We start from the raw sequence: 16,699 nt of genomic DNA, 5'->3' as shown, positions 1-16,699 counted from the left end.
GCGGCGCATTGCAAGTGCGGGTTGTTATCCACGCAGTCTAGGCTGCCATGCGGCGAGTGCAATACCAGGCCGGCGCACCGGGTGCTTCAATCAACCCTTGCTGAAGATGCTGTAGAAGTCGGGCGCGCCGCTGTCGGGCATGCTCAGGTCGAGCGAGCCTTCGATGTGCTCGAGGTGCTCGGCCATCAGTGCGCTGGCACGCGCGGCATCGCGCTGCTCGATGGCATCGATCAGCTGGCGGTGCTCGTGCTCGGCGCATGCGGGTGCGCCGGGGCGGTCGTACAGCGTGATGATCAGGCAGGTGAGCGAAACCATCTCGCGGATCAGTTTTTCCAGGATCGCATTGCCGGCCATCTCGGCCAGCAGGATATGGAATTCGCCGGACAGCCGGATCATCGCGGCGCGGTCGCCGCGGGCGCGAGCGTTGTCCTCTTCCATGGCATGGCGGCGCAGGCTGCGGACCTTGGCCGGCGTGGCGCCCAGCGCCAGCTCGGCGGCCAGCGCGGGCTCGACCACGCGGCGGGCCTGAAAGACCTCGCGCGCCTCGTCGACGGTGGGGCTCGACACGAAGGCGCCGCGGTTGGGCACCAGCGTCACCAGCTTTTCATGCGCGAGGCGGGCGAACACCTGCCGGATGCGGGCGCGGCTGGCGCCGGTGACTTCGCACAGGCGTTCTTCGACCAGCTTGGTGCCGGCCAGGAGGCGATGCTCCATGATCGCCGTCAGCAGGCCAAGGTAGATGGCCTCGGTGGCGGAGGCCTCGCCGGCGGCGGACTCGTTGCCGGCCGGTTCCTCCGGGGTGGCTGGCGGGACGGGCCTGGGTGCGGCTTTCGGTGCCGCTTTGGATGCGGGCCGGCGCGGCGCTTTTGCCGCGGCGCCGGGCGCCGCGTTCTTCGATGTGGTTGCCATATCAGGGTACGGACAGTCGGGCTGTCGCCGGAAGTGGCGACGAAACACGGCTATATCGTACACAAATATGGCGACGCGGACGTTCCTGGTCAGGCCGTCGCGGCTTCCTTCACCGGGTTGGCAACGGCAGCGCCAGCCGTCGCGGGGCGGAACGGATGCGCCTGCGCCCAGTGCCGCGCGATGTCGACACGGCGGCAGATCCACACCTTGTCATGGCCCTGCACATAGTCGAGGAAGCGCTGCAGCGCGCGGAAGCGGCCGGGGCGGCCGAGCAGCCGGCAGTGCATGCCGATCGACAGCATCTTGGGGCTGTCCTGTCCTGCGGGATCGCCTTCCTCGTAGAGGACGTCGAACGAATCCTTCAGGTACTGGAAGAACTGCTCGCCGGTGTTGAAACCTTGCGGCGTGGCAAAGCGCATGTCGTTCGAGTCCAGCGTGTACGGCACCACCAGGTGCGGCTTCTTCTCGCCGCCGGTGACTTCCACCTCGGTCCAGAAGGGCAGGTCGTCGCCGTAGTAGTCGGAGTCGTACAGCAAGCCGCCGTGCTCGACCACCAGCCGGCGCGTGTTGGGGCTGTCGCGCCCGGTGTACCAGCCAAGCGGCAGCTCGCCGGTCAGCTCCTTGATGATCTGCATGCCGATGCGCATGTGCTCGCGCTCGGTGGCCTCGTCGATGTTCTGGTAGTGGATCCAGCGCCAGCCGTGGCAGGCGATCTCGTGGCCCAGCTCGACGAACGCTCGCGTCAGCTCCGGATGGCGCTGCAGCGCCATCGACACCCCGAAGATGGTCAGCGGCAGGCCGCGCTTCTCGAACTCTCGCAGGATGCGCCAGACGCCCGCGCGCGAGCCGTATTCATAGATGCCCTCCATGCTCATGTGGCGGTCGGGATAGGCTGCGGCGCCGACGATCTCGGAGAGGAACTGCTCGGAGGCGGCGTCGCCGTGCAGCACGCAGTTCTCGCCGCCTTCTTCGTAGTTGAGGACGAACTGCACGGCGATGCGCGCGCCGCCCGGCCAGCGCGCGTGGGGAGGCTGGGCACCGTAGCCGGTCAGGTCGCGGGGATAACGTGTCTGGAGCATGTTGCGCGATAAGGTAAGAGGTTCTGGAAACGTCAGTTCAGCGCATACGGCGCCAGCATGCCGGCATACGCCTTGGGCAGCGGCCGCGCCCAGTCGCCGCGCTTGCTGGTGGCCAGCCGCACCGAGACCATCGCCTCGGCCAGCTTGACCGCGCACGTCACGCCGTCGATCACCGGCGCGCCGATGGCGTCGGCGATTTCGTCGCACAGGTCGGTCATGCCGGCGCAGCCGAGCACGATGCATTCGCTGCGGTCTTCCACCAGCGCGCGGCGGCAGGCCTCGGTGATGATGCGGCGCGCGTCCGAGCCGGGGCGCTCCAGGTCGAGCACCGGCAGGTCGCAGGCGCGCACGTTGCTGCAGAAGCGCTTCATGCCATAGCGCTCGGCCAGGTGCCAGGCGATATTGCAGGTGCGCGCCAGTGTGGTCACCACGCTGAAGCTGCTGCCGACCATGCTGGCCATGTGCATCGCCGCCTCGGCGATGCCGATCACCGGGCCGCGCGCCACCTCGCGCGCCGCGTACAGGCCGGGGTCGCCGAAGCAGGCGATGACGTAGCCGTCCACGCCTTCCTGTTCGCCGGCAAGGATCTCGTCGAGGATGCCGGGCACCGACAGCGCCTCGTCATAGTGGCTCTCGATCGAGGCCGGGCCCATGCGCGGGCTGACCGCGCTGATGCGCGTGCCCTGCTCGGCCACGGCGCGGGCGCACTGGCCGATCTTCTCGGTCATGCTTTCGGTGGTATTGGGGTTGATGATCTTCAGCTTCATGGGACGCGGCTCTGGGATGGATGCTGTCGAAGGAGTGATGTCGTTTCAAGCCTGGCTGGAGGCAGCGGCGGGCGCGGCCAGGTGGCCCGGCATCATGCGCGGTGCCAGCTGGCGGTACAGCACCAGCGCGATGCCCATGCCGATGAACCAGCTGTAGTTGGCCGCAGCCTGCCAGGCCGGCACCACCACGCACAGGATCGGGATGATGGCCGCGGGGATCATGGTGGCCACCGCCGCCGGGTTGAAGCCGTTGCGGTACCAGTAGCGGCCGCGCGGGTTCAGCGTGTACAGGTCATCGACTTCCACGTGCTGGCGCCGCACCAGGTAGTAGTCGGCGATCAGGATGCCGAACAGCGGGCCGATGAAGGCGCCCAGCACATCCAGCGTGTAGTGGATCACGGCCGGGTTGTTGTACAGGTTCCAGGGCGTGATGAAGATCGAGGCCACCGCGGCGATCATGCCGCCCGTGCGCCAGCTGATGTGCTTGGGCGACACATTGGAGAAATCGAACGCCGGCGATACGAAGTTGGCGACGATGTTGATGCCGATGGTCGCGGTCATGAAGGTGAAGGCGCCCAGCAGCATGGCGAAGGTGCTGTCGATATGGCTCACCGTCTCAACCGGGTCGGTGATCAGCTTGCCGAACACCGGCAGCGTAGCCGAGGTGGTGATCACGGTCAGCAGCGAGAAGCCCAGGAAGTTGACCGGCAGGCCCCAGAAGTTGCCGCGCTTGACCGACTTGAAATCCTTGGCATAGCGCGAGAAGTCGCCGAAGTTCAGCATCGGGCCGGAGAAATACGACACCACCAGTGCGATCGCGCTCAGCATCACCGGCACCGCTTCCCAGCCGGTGTACTTGACGAAGCTCAGCGTGAAGTTGACGTTTTCCCAGCCGGCCTTGTTCACCAGCCAGATCGCCAGCGCGATCATTACCACGTACACCGCCGGGCCGGCCCAGTCGATGAACTTGCGGATGGTCTCCATGCCGGTCCAGAAGACCAGCGCCTGCAGCACCCACAGCACCATGAACGCAGCCCAGCCCAGCGTCGACAGCCCGGCGAGGCCGTGCAGCTTGACGTCGGCATATGGCGCCAGCGATGGGAAGAAGTGCAGCGCCAGCACCAGGAAGGCGCTGGACGCAAGGTAGGTCTGGATGCCGTACCACGCCACCGCGATCAGTCCGCGGATGATGGCCGGGATATTCGCGCCGAGCACGCCGAACGAGGCCCGGCAGATCACCGGGTAGGGCGTACCGGTCACCTGGCTGGGCTTGGCCACCAGGTTGCAGAAAAACTGCACGATCACGATCCCGACCAGCAGCGATACCAGCACCTGCCAGCTGGTCAGCCCAAGCGCGAACAGGCTGCCGGCGGTGATGTAGCCGCCCACGCTGTGCACGTCGGACATCCAGAAGGCAAAGATGTTGTAGGTGCCCCAGGTCTGCTTGCGCAGCGGCGCCAGGTCCTCGTTGGTCAGCCGCTCGTCGTAGGTGGGCTTGATCAGGGCATTGCCGTGTGCGGCATGCCCCGCCTGCTGCGCGCCGGCGGTCGCATCTGGCGTTACGGTCGTTTGCATCATCTGAGTCTCCTGGCAGATGGTTGTCTTGACGATAGGCGAACGTGCGGCTGTCTGGCTCTTTCGTGCGCCATGGGATTGCTTGCTGTGCTGTCTACTAAATTGTCTACAAAATCTGTTTGGTGTGTAGACGATGTTGTAGATCACGGTTTGGTGATTGTCAACATTCGTTTTCCCGAAAGAGCGAGGCGGGTAGACATGCTGGCGGGTAGGCAGAGGGAAGCTGCAATATGCGGAACAGGGCACATGAATGCCGTCCCGGCGAGGGGCGCCTTGCCGCAGATAAAAGACACGTGGCAGGGGAAGCCGCGGCCGCCCTATTGGATCGGGCGCAGTGCATGGCAAGGTAAGATCCCGACCCGATCACCTGCGCGCCGTTGAACCTGGCGGCCAGTTGCGGCAGCACGGCATCTAGCCAGCCTCGGGCAATGGCAGTTTGTCGTTGGCGAAGTGCCCAGCACTACCGCTACCGGTTATCCGTCCCCAAGGTTCAGAAGGACGAGGCGAAGGGTACGGTGACGAGGCTGGACAGCGCCTTGCATGCGGCCATGACGAGAGCGCTTGCTCAAGTGAGCAGCGAAGTCGCTCGCGATGTAGGCCCGCCGCAGGACAAGCCCTTGTGCCCCGTCCCCGACACGGTCAAGGACGACGACCGCGATGCCTACTAAAGCTACGGCGCGGGCCACTACGCCTATGAAATCGTGAGGGATATGCCAGTCTGGGTTGGCCGCCAATGCTTTATCGGGCGCCTGATCGACTGGTTCGGCGGCTATTCACGCAAGGATGGTCTGTTCGCGCAACTCTGGGTGCGCAACCTGAAGGGCGATGCTGAGCAGACGTATGCCGTCCACGGCTTGCGCACCGCCATCGCAGGCGGGATCAAGATATCGGTAGGCAAGGTCGAAGGCGACAACGGCATGTAGCCTGCCTCGCGGCCGCCCAACAAGTAGTTGCTCGTCCACTTCGTTATTGTCCGCAGGAGCCTGCCATGTCCGCCTCGACTTTCGTTCGTGCCCGGATCGATCAGCAAATCAAGGAAGAGGCCGCGGCCGTGCTGGAAGCAATGGGTTTGACCGTTTCCGACGCCGTCCGCATGCTGTTGACCCGCATCGCGCTGGAGCAGGCTTTGCCTTCGGGGCTGATAACTCCGAACCCTGCAACCATTGCCGCGCTGAAAGAAGCGCGGGCCGGCGGCCTGCGCAAATTCGGGTCCGTGGCGGCGTTGATGGCGGATCTCAACGATGAGGATGAATGAACTGACGAGCCAGTTCAGACGAGACTACAAACGCGAATTGAAAGGCCCTTACCGGTCGGCGTTGCAGGGCCAGAAAAACGAACTTTCCGCCACCATCGAATTGCTGGCGCGCGACGAGGCCTTGCCTGCACGATGCCGCGACCACGGCCTGGTCGGCGCGCCGCGCGCCTGCCTCAAGCATAGCGTGCGGCCGCCCGGGGACGGGCGGCACAGTGCCATCCGCGGGACTGGCCCCTATTCTCCCGGAACCGGAACCGGAACCGGAACCGGAACCGGAACCGCGGCGCGCGTAGCCACGCCATTGGCGCCGGCCGGCAGCGCGGGGAATTCCATCTCGGCATAGCGCACGAAGCGGGTCTTGCGCACGATGCGGTAGCCCGCCCAGATCGCGAGGAAGATCGGGATGCCGATATAGGTGGCGGCCACGCCGACCCAGTCGATCCTGCCGCTGGTGAAGGCCTGGTAGTTCTGGCCCAGCGTGACGATCAGGCACAGTGCGAAGGCGAAGATCGGTCCGTAGGGAAAGAATGGCGAACGGTAGGGCAGGCGCGACAGGTCATGGCCCTGCGCGACGAAGCCCTTGCGGAAGCGGTAGTGGCTGACCGCGATGCCCAGCCACGCGATGAAGCCGGTCATGCCCGACAGGTTCAGCAGCCACAGGTACACGGACTTGCTTTCGAACAGCGAGGTGAGGAAGCACAGCGCGCCCACCGCGGTGGTCGCCAGCAGCGCCACCAGCGGCACGCCGTTGCGCGTCAGCCGCGCGAAGATGCGCGGCGCGCGCCCCTCGGTGGCGAGGTTGTACAGCATCCGGGTCGAGGCGTACATGCCGGAATTGCCGGCCGACAGCACCGCGGTCAGGATCACCGCGTTCATCACGCCGGCGGCAAAGGCCAGGCCCGCATGGCGGAACACCAGCGTGAACGGGCTCACGCCCGGGGTCTGCACGTCGCTCTTGAGCAGGCTGGGGTCGGTGTAGGGGATCAGGATGCCGATGATCAGGATCGCCAGCACATAGAACAGCAGGATGCGCCAGAACACCTGCCGCACCGCGCGCGGGATGTTCTTCGCCGGGTCGGCCGATTCGCCGGCGGCCACGCCGATCAGCTCGGTGCCCTGGAATGAGAAGCCGGCAATCATGGCCACGCCGATCAGCGCCGGCAGCCCGCCGACGAAGGGCGCATCGCCAAGGGTCAGGTTGGCCAGGCCGTCCGTGGCCGGCATGTCGCCGCGCATGATGCCGAAGATCATCAGCGTGCCGATGCCGATGAAGGCGATCACCGTCACCACCTTGACCAGCGCGCACCAGTACTCGGCCTCGCCGAAGCCGCGCACCGAGATGGCATTGAGCGCGAACATCAGCCCGAGGAACAGCGCACTCCACAGCACGCCTGGCGTGTCGGGGAACCAGTACAGCATCACCAGCTGCGCCGCGGCCAGTTCCACCGCGATGGTCACCGCCCAGTTGTACCAGTAGTTCCACCCCAGCGCGAAGCCGAAGCCTTCGTCGACATAGCGCGCGCCGTAGGTGGCGAACGATCCCGATACCGGCATGTACGCGGCCAGTTCGCCCAGGCTGGTCATCAGGAAATACACCATCGCGCCGATCAGGATGTAGGCGGCCAGCGCGCCGCCGGGCCCGGCCTGCGCGATGGTGGCGCCCGACGCCACGAACAGTCCGGTGCCGATCGAGCCGCCGATGGCGATCATGGTGAGATGGCGGGCGCGCAGCGTGCGGCGCAGCGTTGGCGCTGGCGCGCCGGAAGTGGAAGGTTGGCTGGACATCGGGACTTGGGTCGGGACGCGCAAAAGCGCGCAACTATGCCGGGGATCGGCCGCGGAGGCAACGCGGCCGGAGGTTCCGCCGGGGCGGCCTACCGGCCGGTATATACAACTGGCTACGCGGCGGGATCATAAGAGAAAACGCAGTGCAGGAAAAGCCGCAAACTTGACGCCACCCAACGCAAGTCATGCCGCAGCGCACAAGCCATGTAGGACAACGACCCCGCCTGGAAAGGAATGGCACCGCTGCCGTCACCTGTTGCCGCGGTGTATTGTCGTGATAGCGGGGCCTGGCACGCCACATGCGGTCTGTATGGAGTTGACTGCATCGCGCGTCCCGGCCCGGCGCCTTTCCGGCGCAGGGAGCTCCATGGATGTTCCAGACTTTCTTCTGCCACTATCCGTCCGATACCTGCCGCCAGCGGCCGCAACCGCTGGCAGCGCTGCCGCTGGCGATCACGCTGACGCTGGCGCTGGCCATGGGGCTGACCGGTTGCGCAAGCCTGCCGGCATCGGCCCAGCGCCCGCCGTCCAGCGCGCCGGCCGCCACCGCCACTGCCGCGGACACGCCGCTGGGCAAGGCGCTGGCCCCGCGCCTGGCGCAGCGCCCGGGCGAGTCGCTGTTCTACCCGCTCTCGTCAGGCCCCGATGCGCTGGCTGCGCGCCTGGCGCTGGCCCGCGCGGCGCAGCGCAGCCTTGACCTGCAGACCTACATCCTCGAGCCGACCGGTACCGGCGCCGCGGTGCTGGGCGATATCATCGACGCTGCCGACCGCGGCGTGCGCGTGCGCATGCTGCTCGACGACCTGCGCACCGGCGGCGAGGTAGACAAGGTCCTGTCGGCGGTCGATTCGCATCCCAATATCGAAGTGCGCCTGTTCAACCCGTTCGCCAACCGCAGCCTGCGCTGGCTGGAAATGCTGGCGGACTTCAGCCGGCTGGACCGGCGCATGCATAACAAGTCGATGACGGTGGACAACCAGATGTCGGTGGTGGGCGGGCGCAATATCGGCGATGCCTACTTCTCCGCGCGCACCGACATGGATTTCAGCGACCTCGACGTGCTGATCGCCGGCCCGGCCGTGCCGCAGGTATCCGCGGTCTTTGACGAATACTGGAATGACGAGTCTTCCTACCCGGTGGTGGCGCTGATCCCCGAGGGCAAGGAGGCGCCAGTGGAAATGCGCAACCTGCGCAAGCGCCTCGAGGCGCGCGGCGACCAGGCCAAGGCCAGCCAGTACGTGCAGGAACTGCTCGACTCGGGCCTGGCCAAGGGCATCGAAAGCGGCCGCATGCCGGCCTACACCGGCAAGGCTACGGTGGTCTCCGACAAGGCCGCCAAGATCACCCACCAGACCCATGACGATCCCGGCCATGCCACCGCCCGGCTGGAGAAGATGATCAGCGGCGCGCAGAAGGAAGTCCTGCTGATCTCCCCATACTTCGTCCCCGACGATGACGGCGAAGCCTGGCTGATCGCGATCGCAAAGCGTGGCATCCGCGTGCGCATCCTGACCAATTCCTTCTCGGCCACCGACGTCAGCGCCGTGCACGCGGGCTATGCCCCGCACCGCGAGGCACTGGTGGCCGCCGGCATCGAGCTGTACGAACTCAAGCCCAGCGCCTATGCCGAGCTGGCGCAGCGCGGCAAGGCCGCCAAGGGTTCGCGCTCGCGCTCCTGGCTGTCGTCCAGCCGCGCCAGCCTGCACGCCAAGAACTACATCGTCGACCGGCGCCTGGTGTTCATCGGCTCCCTCAACATGGATCCGCGCTCGGCCAAATTGAACACCGAGATGGGCATCGTGCTCGACAGCCCGGCGCTGGCCGAGCGCATGATCAAGACCACCGAGGACGGCCTGCTCGACATGGCCTACCGCGTCGGCGTGCGCACCGATGCCGACGGCAACAACGCGCGGCTGACGTGGACCACGCGCGAGAACAGTCAGCTCACCACCTACGACAGCGAGCCCGGCATGGGCGCACTGCAGCATCTGGGCATCGGTGTACTGCGTGTGCTCCCGATCAAGAAAGAGTTGTAAACATCGCTGCACGGCGCCGACGCGCCTTTCCTGAACCATCGTTTGCGGTTATGGTTTTTCGCTTCATTGCACCGTGCCGTCCCGGCACGCCCGCCGCAAAGGAGCGTTATGAAAGCCGCCGTCCTGCATCAACCCAAGACCCCGCTCGTGATCGAAGATGTTGCCATCGGCAAGCCCGGCCCGCGCGAAGTGCTGGTGCGCACCGCTGCCGTGGGCGTGTGCCACTCTGACCTGCATTTCCTGGACGGCGCCTATCCCTACCCGATGCCGGCCATCCTGGGGCACGAGGCCGCCGGCGTGGTCGAGCAGGTTGGCGCCGAGGTGCGCACGGTCAGGCCCGGCGACCACGTCATCACCTGCCTGTCGGCGTACTGCGGCCATTGCGAGCATTGCCTGACGGGGCACCTGTCGCTGTGCATCGAGCCCGACACCCGCCGCCGCGAGGGCGAGGAGCCGCGGCTTATGGCGCGGCAGGGCGGACCCATGAACCAGTTCCTGAACCTGTCGGCCTTTGCCGAGCAGATGCTGATCCACGAGCACGCGCTGGTGGCGATCCGCCGCGACATGCCGCTGGACCGCGCCGCGCTGATCGGCTGCGCCGTCACCACGGGCATGGGCGCGGTCATCCATACCGCCAGGGTGCAGCCGGGCGAGAGCGTGGCCGTGATCGGCTGCGGCGGCATCGGCCTGGCCACGGTCAACAGTGCCGCGATTGCCGGCGCCGGCCGCATCATCGCGATCGACCGGGTGCCGGCCAAGCTGGAACTGGCGCGCAAGTTCGGCGCCACCGACGTGATCGATGCCGGCAATGCCGACGTGCTCGACGCCGTGCGCGGGCTGACCGGCGGCGGCGTGCATCACGCCTTCGAGGCCATCGGCCTGAAGCAGACCACCGAGCAGGCCTTTGCCATGCTGCGCCGCGGCGGCACCGCCACCGTGATCGGCATGATCGCGCCGGGCGTCAAGATCGAACTGAAGGGCAGCGACTTCCTCGGTGAGAAGCGCATCCAGGGCTCGCTGATGGGCTCGAACCGCTTCCCGGTCGACATGCCGCGCATGGTCGATTTCTACATGGCCGGCCGGCTGCACCTGGACCAGCTGATCGCGCAGCGCCTGCCGCTGGAGCGCATCAACGATGCCTTTGACGAACTGCGCCGGGGCGAACTGGCGCGATCGGTGATCCTGTTCGAGTAAGAGTTAAGTAAGCGATCGCCTCAGGGTTGCGCGGGACCGCTGCCGAGCGCTGCTTGCATCGACCGGTGCCATTGTCCACACTGTGGGACAATGCCGCTCTCCCACCGCAGCCGCCCCCAACCCTATCCCAGCTTCCCCCCGCATGAAGACCATCGACTGGAAAGACTGGGAAATCTTCTGCCGCGTGGTGGAAGGCGGCGGCTTCACACAAGGCGCCGAACTCGCGCAAGTGCCCAAAGCCTCCGCCAGCGCCGCCGTGGCGCGGTTGGGCCAGCCGCAGCGTTCGCCGTGGATGGCTCAGTAGGGCTGGTTCGCGGGCCGGACCTCGAAGCGCAACTGCTCGGCCAGGTCCAGCATCTCTTCATCATCCTCGCTACGCGTGATCCAGCCGGCGTAGGCGTCGCCGCCGGTATCCCAGTTCCACAGCGTATAGCCGGCCACGCGCAACTGGTTGTGCGCCAGCTCCATCAGCTCGGGCACGCTGGTGCTTTCCAGGAACGACTCTTCCTCGGGCTCGTCCGTGCCCCAGTCGATTTCCAGGTCGATGCGCTCGCACAGCTGGTTCAGGCAGCCGATAAAGGACTGGCAGTCCTTCCAGTCGACAAAGAAGCCGGATTGCCAGTCGATGACTTCGCGCACCACCCACAGCAGCTCGCCGCCGTCGGTGTCGTCGTCCTCGGCGTCAAGCAGCGCGTCTTCGAACATCGACAGCTGCGCCGCCGTCTGCGCGCTGTCGTCGAGGTTGATCAGGGCGAAGAAACGCGCGATCGCGTCCTGCGTGTCGTCGTCCAGTGGTGTGGCCATGCGGGATCTCCTGTGGTGCCGTGCGGCTTGGTCATGCCGCGATTAGTGCCGCGACCTATGCCGCGATGCGCATGATCTCGCGTTGGCCCGCCGGTGTCACGCGCAACGCGCGCGAAGTGCGCGTAGTCTCGACCCAGCCGCGCTCCAGCAGGCTGCCCAGCAGCGCCGCGCCCAGCGCACCGCCGAGGTGGGGTTTGCGCTCGCTCCAGTCCGGGCAGGTGCAGGCGAACTGGCGCCGCTTGCGCCGCGCTGCAGCAATGTCGATGCCCAGTCCCGCCAGCGCCTGCGCGCCGTCGCCGCTCAGCTCCACGCGCTGCGCGTCCAGCACCAGCCAGCCGCTATGCGTCATCCGCTCGAACAACCCCACCGCCAGTTCGCCGGCCAGGTGGTCGTAGCAGGTACGCGCCTGCCGCAGCGCCGGCGGCGCGGTGCGCGACACGGGCACGTCGCGCAGCCGCGGCGGCCGGCTGGCCAGCGACGCCGACGCCAGCGCCTCGATCGCCACGCCAATCTCCGGCGCCGCCAGCCGGTAATACCGGTTGCGCCCGCGCGTCTCCACCGCCAGCATCCCGCCCTCGGTCAACCGCGCCAGGTGCCCGCTGGTGGACGACGCCGACAGGCCGGCGATCAGCGCCAGCTCGCCCGCGGGCCGCGCGCTGCCATCCATCAGCGCCCATAGCATGGCGGCGCGGCCGGGGTCGGCGAGCAGGCCGGCCAGCTGGCTGATACCGGGGGTGTAATCCATGGTTCGGCTCCGGGTGAAGGGTGCAAGGCGGAGTATATGGCCGAACTCGGGGGCCATTACGTGCGAGATAGCTTCATCGCGCGCACGTAGTCCTGCGCCGGTCGATCACTCCCACAAATCTGTGGACAGGGTTAGGCGATCCAGGCGGACCAGCGGAGTGTTGCCGATTGCGTCGACGATGGATTCAAGGACTTTGCTCATAGTGCCTTCCTGCAGCGGAAAGCAGATGTGTCTTGAATGGCAAGTTGTCTCTGGTGGCGAAGATTGGACAATCGTGAGGGTTTCTAGGAGCGGGCAGGCTTAATCCTTTTCAAGGTGAGTAGTCGCCGTTAGAGCGATGGCAGCCTAAGTGCGGCGCGATGGTCGCTCCTTCGAGGTCAAGCCACTCTACGCCAGGTGGGAGCGCACCATCAGCGGCCGAGAATGGCCGAACTTGGGCTCACGTCAAGGCGGTGCTGGCGCAGCGCTTACTCTGCTCCGAGATTAGCCGCGTGTTCTGAGGCTTTCCGCACAAACGTCATCAATCTTTGGGATGAAGCGGCTCATGCTTGTTACTAGTCTGAAACATCCGAAGCAGGCCCTAGACAGGAGACAATATGACTACGGCAGCCACTCCCACAGGTTCCGTGCTGGCGCAACGATTCAAGCAACGCTTGAAGCCATTCATGCCGGCGTGGCTGCTGAAATTCCGCCGCGACGGTGTGATACGCAGGGAAAGCTCATTGTACGAAGGCAAGTCGCTGGGCGAAATCTTCACCCATGTGTACGAAACCGGCGCCTGGGGCGTGGCCGAGGACCAGTCGGGGTTCTATAGCGGCAGCAGTTCCCACGACCCGAAGATCGTCGAACCCTATGTCGAGGCGGTGACTGCGTACCTGACGGCAATGCCGGAGCGGCCGTCCGTCGTCGACATGGGCTGCGGCGACTTCAATGTCGGCAAACGCCTGCGCGCCGTGTGCGGACGCTATATCGGCTGCGACGTGGTGGACGCGGCGATCCAGTCGAACCGCACGAGGTTCGCCGATCTTGACGTCGACTTCCGCTGCGTCGACATCACGACCGACCTGCTGCCTCCTGGCGACATCGTGTTCCTGCGCCAGGTGCTGGACCATCTGGACAATGCGCGCATCGCCACCGTGCTGTCGAAGCTGGGGCCGTACAAGGTCCTGATCCTGACCGAGTACCTGCCACAAAGCGCAAACTTCACGCCCAATCTCGACAAGACGATCGGCTCGCACCTGCGCCTGTTCGGGGCGCAACCGAGCGGGCTCGTGCTGACCGCGCCGCCGTTCAATCTGAAGGTGCTGTCCGCGCGGATTCTCTGCGAAGTTCCCGACAGCGGTGGTGTCATCCGCACCATCGCGTACAGATTGCCGGGACGCTGAGTCCTGTCGATCGGGAGCCGTCTCGGCAATTGCACGGGAGACGGCCTCGAACACCACGCGCGGCGCTTCGTGCGCTACCAACAGCGCTTCGGCGCGCAGTTTGTCGCCAGCGGGCCGGCGTGGTCGCTCGACGCCAAGGGCGCGGCCGAGCCGACGCGCGTGCCCGATGGCGTGGCGGCGCGCTGCGTCAATGACGAGGAACGGCTCGCGCGCCGTTTCGAGATGAGCTGCGATGCGTCGTTCTGGCGCGAGGCCGGGGTGGAGGCGGGCTTCGAGTCGGTGCCGCTGCACGGCTACGTGCATCTCTTCCACCTGGAATGGCACCGCAACCTGTGGGTGCATGTGCAGCACCTGACCGAATACCGCTACCAGCCAGAGTTGCGCGACAAGCTGGTGCTGCCCGACCACCACCGCGACCTGATCGATATCCTGACCTCGCACATGGACGTGCTGGTGCCGGACTTCGTGGCCGGCAAGTCGGGCGGCACCACCATCCTGTGCCAGGGCGCGCCTGGACTGGGCAAGACGCTGACCGCCGAGATCTATGCCGAAGTCGTAGGCAAGCCGCTGTACCGGGTCCATTCGGGACAGCTCGGCACCACGGCGGCGTCGGCCGGCGCCAGCCTGGGCGGCATCCTGCAGCGCGCCATGCGCTGGAACGCGATCCTGCTGCTGGACGAGGCCGACGTCTGTATCCGCTGCCGGGACAAAGACCTCGAGCACAACGCCATCGTCGCCGAGTTCCTGCGCACGCTGGAGTACTTCAACGGCCTGCTGTTCATGACCACCAACCGCATCGGCGAGGTCGACGATGCCATCCTGTCGCGCTGCATCGCCACCATCCACTACGAAACGCCGGGCAAGGTCGATGCGCGGCGCCTGTGGCGGCTGCAGGCGGCGCAGTTCGGCGCCGAGCTGGGCGACGGGCTGGTCGAGGCGCTGCTGCGGGCCTATCCGAAGGCCAGCGGGCGCGATATCAAGGAGCTGCTCAAGCTGGCCACCCGCTATGCCCGCGCGCGGGAGGTGCCGCTGAACGAGGACGTGTTCAGGCTTTGCGGGCAATTCCGGGGACTGAACTGAAGCGCATGCCGTGAAGCGCGGGCCAGCGGTATCATGGCGCATCTGCCAACGCCGCTGACGCGCCCCATGAGCCTCGATCCTGCCGAACTGCAGGCTGTACGGCCCTACCTGCTGCGCTTTGCGCGCCTGCAGCTGCGCGATGAGGGGCTGGCGGAAGACGCCGTGTCGGAAACGCTGCTGGCCGCGCTGGAGCACCCGGAGCGCTTTGGCGGCCAGTCCTCGCTGCGCACCTACCTGGTCGGCATCCTCAAGCACAAGCTGATCGACAGCCTGCGCAGCGGCCGGCGCGAGGTGCGGCTGGCGCTGGTGGCGCCGGAGGACGGCGAGGTGCCGTCCGAACAGGAGGCGCTGGATGCGCTGTTCACGCGCAACGGCCACTACCAGGACCCGCCTTCCGACTGGGGCGACCCCGAGCGCGCCTTCGAGCGCCGCGAGTTCTTCGAGATCCTGCAGTTGTGCGTCGACCGGCTGCCGCCGCGGCTGGGCCGGCTGTTCATGATGCGGGAATGGCTGGAGCTGGATACCGAAGAAATCTGTCAGGTCTTGCAGATCAGCGCGACCAATGCATGGGCCATGCTGTACCGGGCCCGCATGCGGCTGCGCGCGTGCCTGGAACTGCACTGGTTCGGGCGCCGCGACGCAACCGGCAAGGGGTGATCGGCCTCCTGCGAACGATCTCGTCCACATAACCCTCGGCAACCACCATGCCCGACCGCCCCGCCCGCCGCCTGCTGCCGGACTGCGAAGAGGTTCACCACCTGACCATGAAGGGCCTGGACCAGCCCTTGTCATGGGTGGAACGGCTGCGCATGCGCAGCCACCTGGCGATCTGCGAAGCCTGCACCGTGTTCAGCGCGCAGATGCGGACCATGCGGGAGGCGATGCGGCGGATGGGGCGGGAGGATTGAGGCCACTGCTCGCAATCAGGTGCGCGAGGTGCTGAACGCAAGCCAACGTCTCTCGCAAACGCTCCCCTCCCCCGCGAAGTGGGAGAGGGGAGCAAACCGGCGGCAATCACGCACGCGCACCTTCGCCGTAGGGATCGAAACCACCCACGCGGCTGCCTTCGCTGTACGGGTCGAAGCTGCGCGCCGGGGCTGCCGATACGCCGCCGCGGTCCAGGCCGGCCACCGTGCGGGCGCCGTCCACGTACGGATCGGGCTTGCCGGCGCGGGCGCCATCGGTGAAGGCATCGTGCGAACGGAACTCATAACCGTACTTGTCGCCAGGCAGCGTGGCGGCGGCCAGCGTGCGCGCACCATCGGTGAAGACGTCGTGCGAGCGGAACTCGTAACCATACTTGTCGCCGGGCAGCGGTTCGGCTGCGCTAGCGGCGTGCGCGGCGCCGAGGGCGGCCAGCGACAGGAACAGGGCGGAAGCGAAACGGGCGGTCTTGGTCATGATTTTCTCCAGTATTATTCGTTGAATTTGGCAGAACGTCTTGCTGTGTGTGCGTGCCGTTCATGTAACGAACTATAGGAGTCTTGGTCGGGCATAAGCGGGGAGCAGTATGGACAAATCGTTCAAATAAATTGAAATAGATGCCGGCTGGCGCGCCGCGTTACGTCATGACGCAAATGTAATCGGCTCGCCGCGTGAACACTGCCCGGCCTCGGTTAAACTTGCGGCTCACTGCCATTCCCGACATGCAACGCCTGCTCCTCATCGTCCTCGCGCTGATCCTGCCGCTCCAGTTCGCCTGGGCGGGAGCGGCCGCCTATTGCCGGCACGAGGTGGCAGCGGCGGCCAAGGCGCACCTGGGGCATCACGAGCACCAGCACCAGCAGAAAGGCGAGGCCGGCCAGCCCGCAACCAAGGCCGACGCTGATGTCGACAAGCTGGGCATCGCCGATCCCGACTGCGGCGTCTGCCATGTCGCCTCGGTCCCGTTCGCACGGGCCGACGGGCCGCGCGTGCAGGCCAGCCAGCGCGTTGAACTGGCGCAGGCCCCGCGGCAGGCCGGCTTCTCCTCCCACAGCGCCAGGGCGCCCGACCGCCCGCAGTGGCCCCGTCTCGCTTAGCCGGCGAGACGACGCCACCCGCTTCCCTGACTTCTTCCTGATTCGCTGAACTCAGGCGTCTCGC

Annotated in this window: 17 protein-coding genes and 2 pseudogenes; 11 read left to right on the top strand and 8 right to left on the bottom strand. The window is 66.4% G+C overall.

All coding sequences use genetic code 11. The annotated features are described in order from the left end of the window. Positions 1 to 90 precede the first annotated feature (90 nt). The 4 genes from E0W60_RS05660 to E0W60_RS05645 all read right to left on the bottom strand — a co-directional run bounded on the left by E0W60_RS05660 (position 91) and on the right by E0W60_RS05645 (position 4,333). Entirely contained in the window at positions 91 to 909 is an 819-nt protein-coding gene (locus E0W60_RS05660; RefSeq protein ID WP_135703303.1) for a GntR family transcriptional regulator, read from the bottom strand. 89 nt (positions 910 to 998) lie between these two features. Next, on the bottom strand, positions 999 to 1,988 hold the full coding sequence (gene puuE, locus E0W60_RS05655; protein WP_135703302.1) for an allantoinase PuuE: 990 nt from the start codon (positions 1,986 to 1,988) through the stop codon (positions 999 to 1,001). A 32-nt stretch (positions 1,989 to 2,020) separates the two neighbouring features. Continuing rightward, entirely contained in the window at positions 2,021 to 2,755 is a 735-nt protein-coding gene (locus tag E0W60_RS05650; protein WP_029045211.1) for an aspartate/glutamate racemase family protein, read from the bottom strand. Between the two features lie 45 nt (positions 2,756 to 2,800). Continuing rightward, positions 2,801 to 4,333 (bottom strand): NCS1 family nucleobase:cation symporter-1, encoded by a 1,533-nt coding sequence (locus E0W60_RS05645; protein ID WP_135703301.1) that lies wholly within the window; start codon positions 4,331 to 4,333, stop codon positions 2,801 to 2,803. Between the two features lie 707 nt (positions 4,334 to 5,040). On the opposite strand from E0W60_RS05645, the gene E0W60_RS05640 reads away from it, so the two are divergent. The 3 genes from E0W60_RS05640 to E0W60_RS38305 all read left to right on the top strand — a co-directional run bounded on the left by E0W60_RS05640 (position 5,041) and on the right by E0W60_RS38305 (position 5,928). After that, positions 5,041 to 5,253 (top strand): hypothetical protein, encoded by a 213-nt coding sequence (locus E0W60_RS05640; protein ID WP_135703300.1) that lies wholly within the window; start codon positions 5,041 to 5,043, stop codon positions 5,251 to 5,253. Between the two features lie 65 nt (positions 5,254 to 5,318). Then, entirely contained in the window at positions 5,319 to 5,585 is a 267-nt protein-coding gene (locus tag E0W60_RS05635; RefSeq protein WP_133095676.1) for a type II toxin-antitoxin system RelB/DinJ family antitoxin, read from the top strand. Then, positions 5,572 to 5,928, top strand: coding sequence for a type II toxin-antitoxin system YafQ family toxin (locus tag E0W60_RS38305; RefSeq protein ID WP_135703299.1), 357 nt, complete (start codon positions 5,572 to 5,574; stop codon positions 5,926 to 5,928). Before E0W60_RS05635 ends, E0W60_RS38305 begins: the two co-directional genes overlap by 14 nt. Here the strand turns inward: E0W60_RS38305 and E0W60_RS05625 are convergent. Next, the gene (locus E0W60_RS05625; RefSeq protein WP_135703298.1) at positions 5,820 to 7,370 is read right to left on the bottom strand and encodes an amino acid permease; all 1,551 of its coding nucleotides are present in this window, start codon (positions 7,368 to 7,370) and stop codon (positions 5,820 to 5,822) included. The two genes, E0W60_RS38305 and E0W60_RS05625, sit on opposite strands and share 109 nt — an antisense overlap. A 371-nt stretch (positions 7,371 to 7,741) precedes the next feature. On the opposite strand from E0W60_RS05625, the gene E0W60_RS05620 reads away from it, so the two are divergent. The 3 genes and pseudogenes from E0W60_RS05620 to E0W60_RS05610 all read left to right on the top strand — a co-directional run. Further along, positions 7,742 to 9,406 (top strand): phospholipase D family protein, encoded by a 1,665-nt coding sequence (locus tag E0W60_RS05620; RefSeq protein ID WP_135703297.1) that lies wholly within the window; start codon positions 7,742 to 7,744, stop codon positions 9,404 to 9,406. Between the two features lie 108 nt (positions 9,407 to 9,514). Further along, positions 9,515 to 10,600, top strand: coding sequence for a Zn-dependent alcohol dehydrogenase (locus tag E0W60_RS05615; protein WP_135703296.1), 1,086 nt, complete (start codon positions 9,515 to 9,517; stop codon positions 10,598 to 10,600). A gap of 142 nt (positions 10,601 to 10,742) precedes the next feature. Next, a pseudogene (locus E0W60_RS05610) lies at positions 10,743 to 10,868 on the top strand (helix-turn-helix domain-containing protein); the annotation flags it as partial. A 29-nt stretch (positions 10,869 to 10,897) separates the two neighbouring features. Here the strand turns inward: E0W60_RS05610 and E0W60_RS05605 are convergent. Then, on the bottom strand, positions 10,898 to 11,404 hold the full coding sequence (locus E0W60_RS05605) for a DUF6630 family protein (RefSeq protein ID WP_135703295.1): 507 nt from the start codon (positions 11,402 to 11,404) through the stop codon (positions 10,898 to 10,900). 55 nt (positions 11,405 to 11,459) lie between these two features. Then, the gene (locus E0W60_RS05600; RefSeq protein ID WP_135703294.1) at positions 11,460 to 12,149 is read right to left on the bottom strand and encodes an ArsR/SmtB family transcription factor; all 690 of its coding nucleotides are present in this window, start codon (positions 12,147 to 12,149) and stop codon (positions 11,460 to 11,462) included. Between the two features lie 596 nt (positions 12,150 to 12,745). Between E0W60_RS05600 and E0W60_RS05595 the strand changes: the two genes are divergently transcribed. The 4 genes and pseudogenes from E0W60_RS05595 (at position 12,746) to E0W60_RS05580 (ending at position 15,522) form a co-directional block, all read left to right on the top strand. Next, complete coding sequence (locus E0W60_RS05595; RefSeq protein WP_135703293.1) at positions 12,746 to 13,534, top strand: class I SAM-dependent methyltransferase; 789 nt, start codon at positions 12,746 to 12,748, stop codon at positions 13,532 to 13,534. Between the two features lie 48 nt (positions 13,535 to 13,582). Next, positions 13,583 to 14,614 (top strand): annotated as a pseudogene (locus tag E0W60_RS05590) (AAA family ATPase); the annotation flags it as partial. A gap of 66 nt (positions 14,615 to 14,680) precedes the next feature. Next, on the top strand, positions 14,681 to 15,271 hold the full coding sequence (locus E0W60_RS05585; protein WP_135703983.1) for a sigma-70 family RNA polymerase sigma factor: 591 nt from the start codon (positions 14,681 to 14,683) through the stop codon (positions 15,269 to 15,271). A gap of 47 nt (positions 15,272 to 15,318) precedes the next feature. Continuing rightward, a complete protein-coding gene (locus tag E0W60_RS05580) occupies positions 15,319 to 15,522 on the top strand; it encodes a zf-HC2 domain-containing protein (RefSeq protein WP_133095642.1) in 204 nt (67 codons plus the stop codon). A gap of 106 nt (positions 15,523 to 15,628) precedes the next feature. On the opposite strand, the gene E0W60_RS05575 is transcribed toward E0W60_RS05580, so the two are convergent. Further along, positions 15,629 to 16,015, bottom strand: coding sequence for a hypothetical protein (locus tag E0W60_RS05575; RefSeq protein WP_135703292.1), 387 nt, complete (start codon positions 16,013 to 16,015; stop codon positions 15,629 to 15,631). Positions 16,016 to 16,260: 245 nt separating this feature from the next. Here E0W60_RS05575 and czcI point away from each other — a divergent pair, with 245 nt between their 5' ends. After that, positions 16,261 to 16,635, top strand: coding sequence for a cation efflux protein, CzcI family (gene czcI / locus E0W60_RS05570; protein WP_133095644.1), 375 nt, complete (start codon positions 16,261 to 16,263; stop codon positions 16,633 to 16,635). The last annotated feature ends 64 nt before the right edge of the window (positions 16,636 to 16,699 follow it).

This window comes from Cupriavidus oxalaticus (assembly GCF_004768545.1).
GTDB lineage: Bacteria > Pseudomonadota > Gammaproteobacteria > Burkholderiales > Burkholderiaceae > Cupriavidus > Cupriavidus oxalaticus_A.
This window is presented reverse-complemented; position numbering and strand designations above follow the sequence as displayed.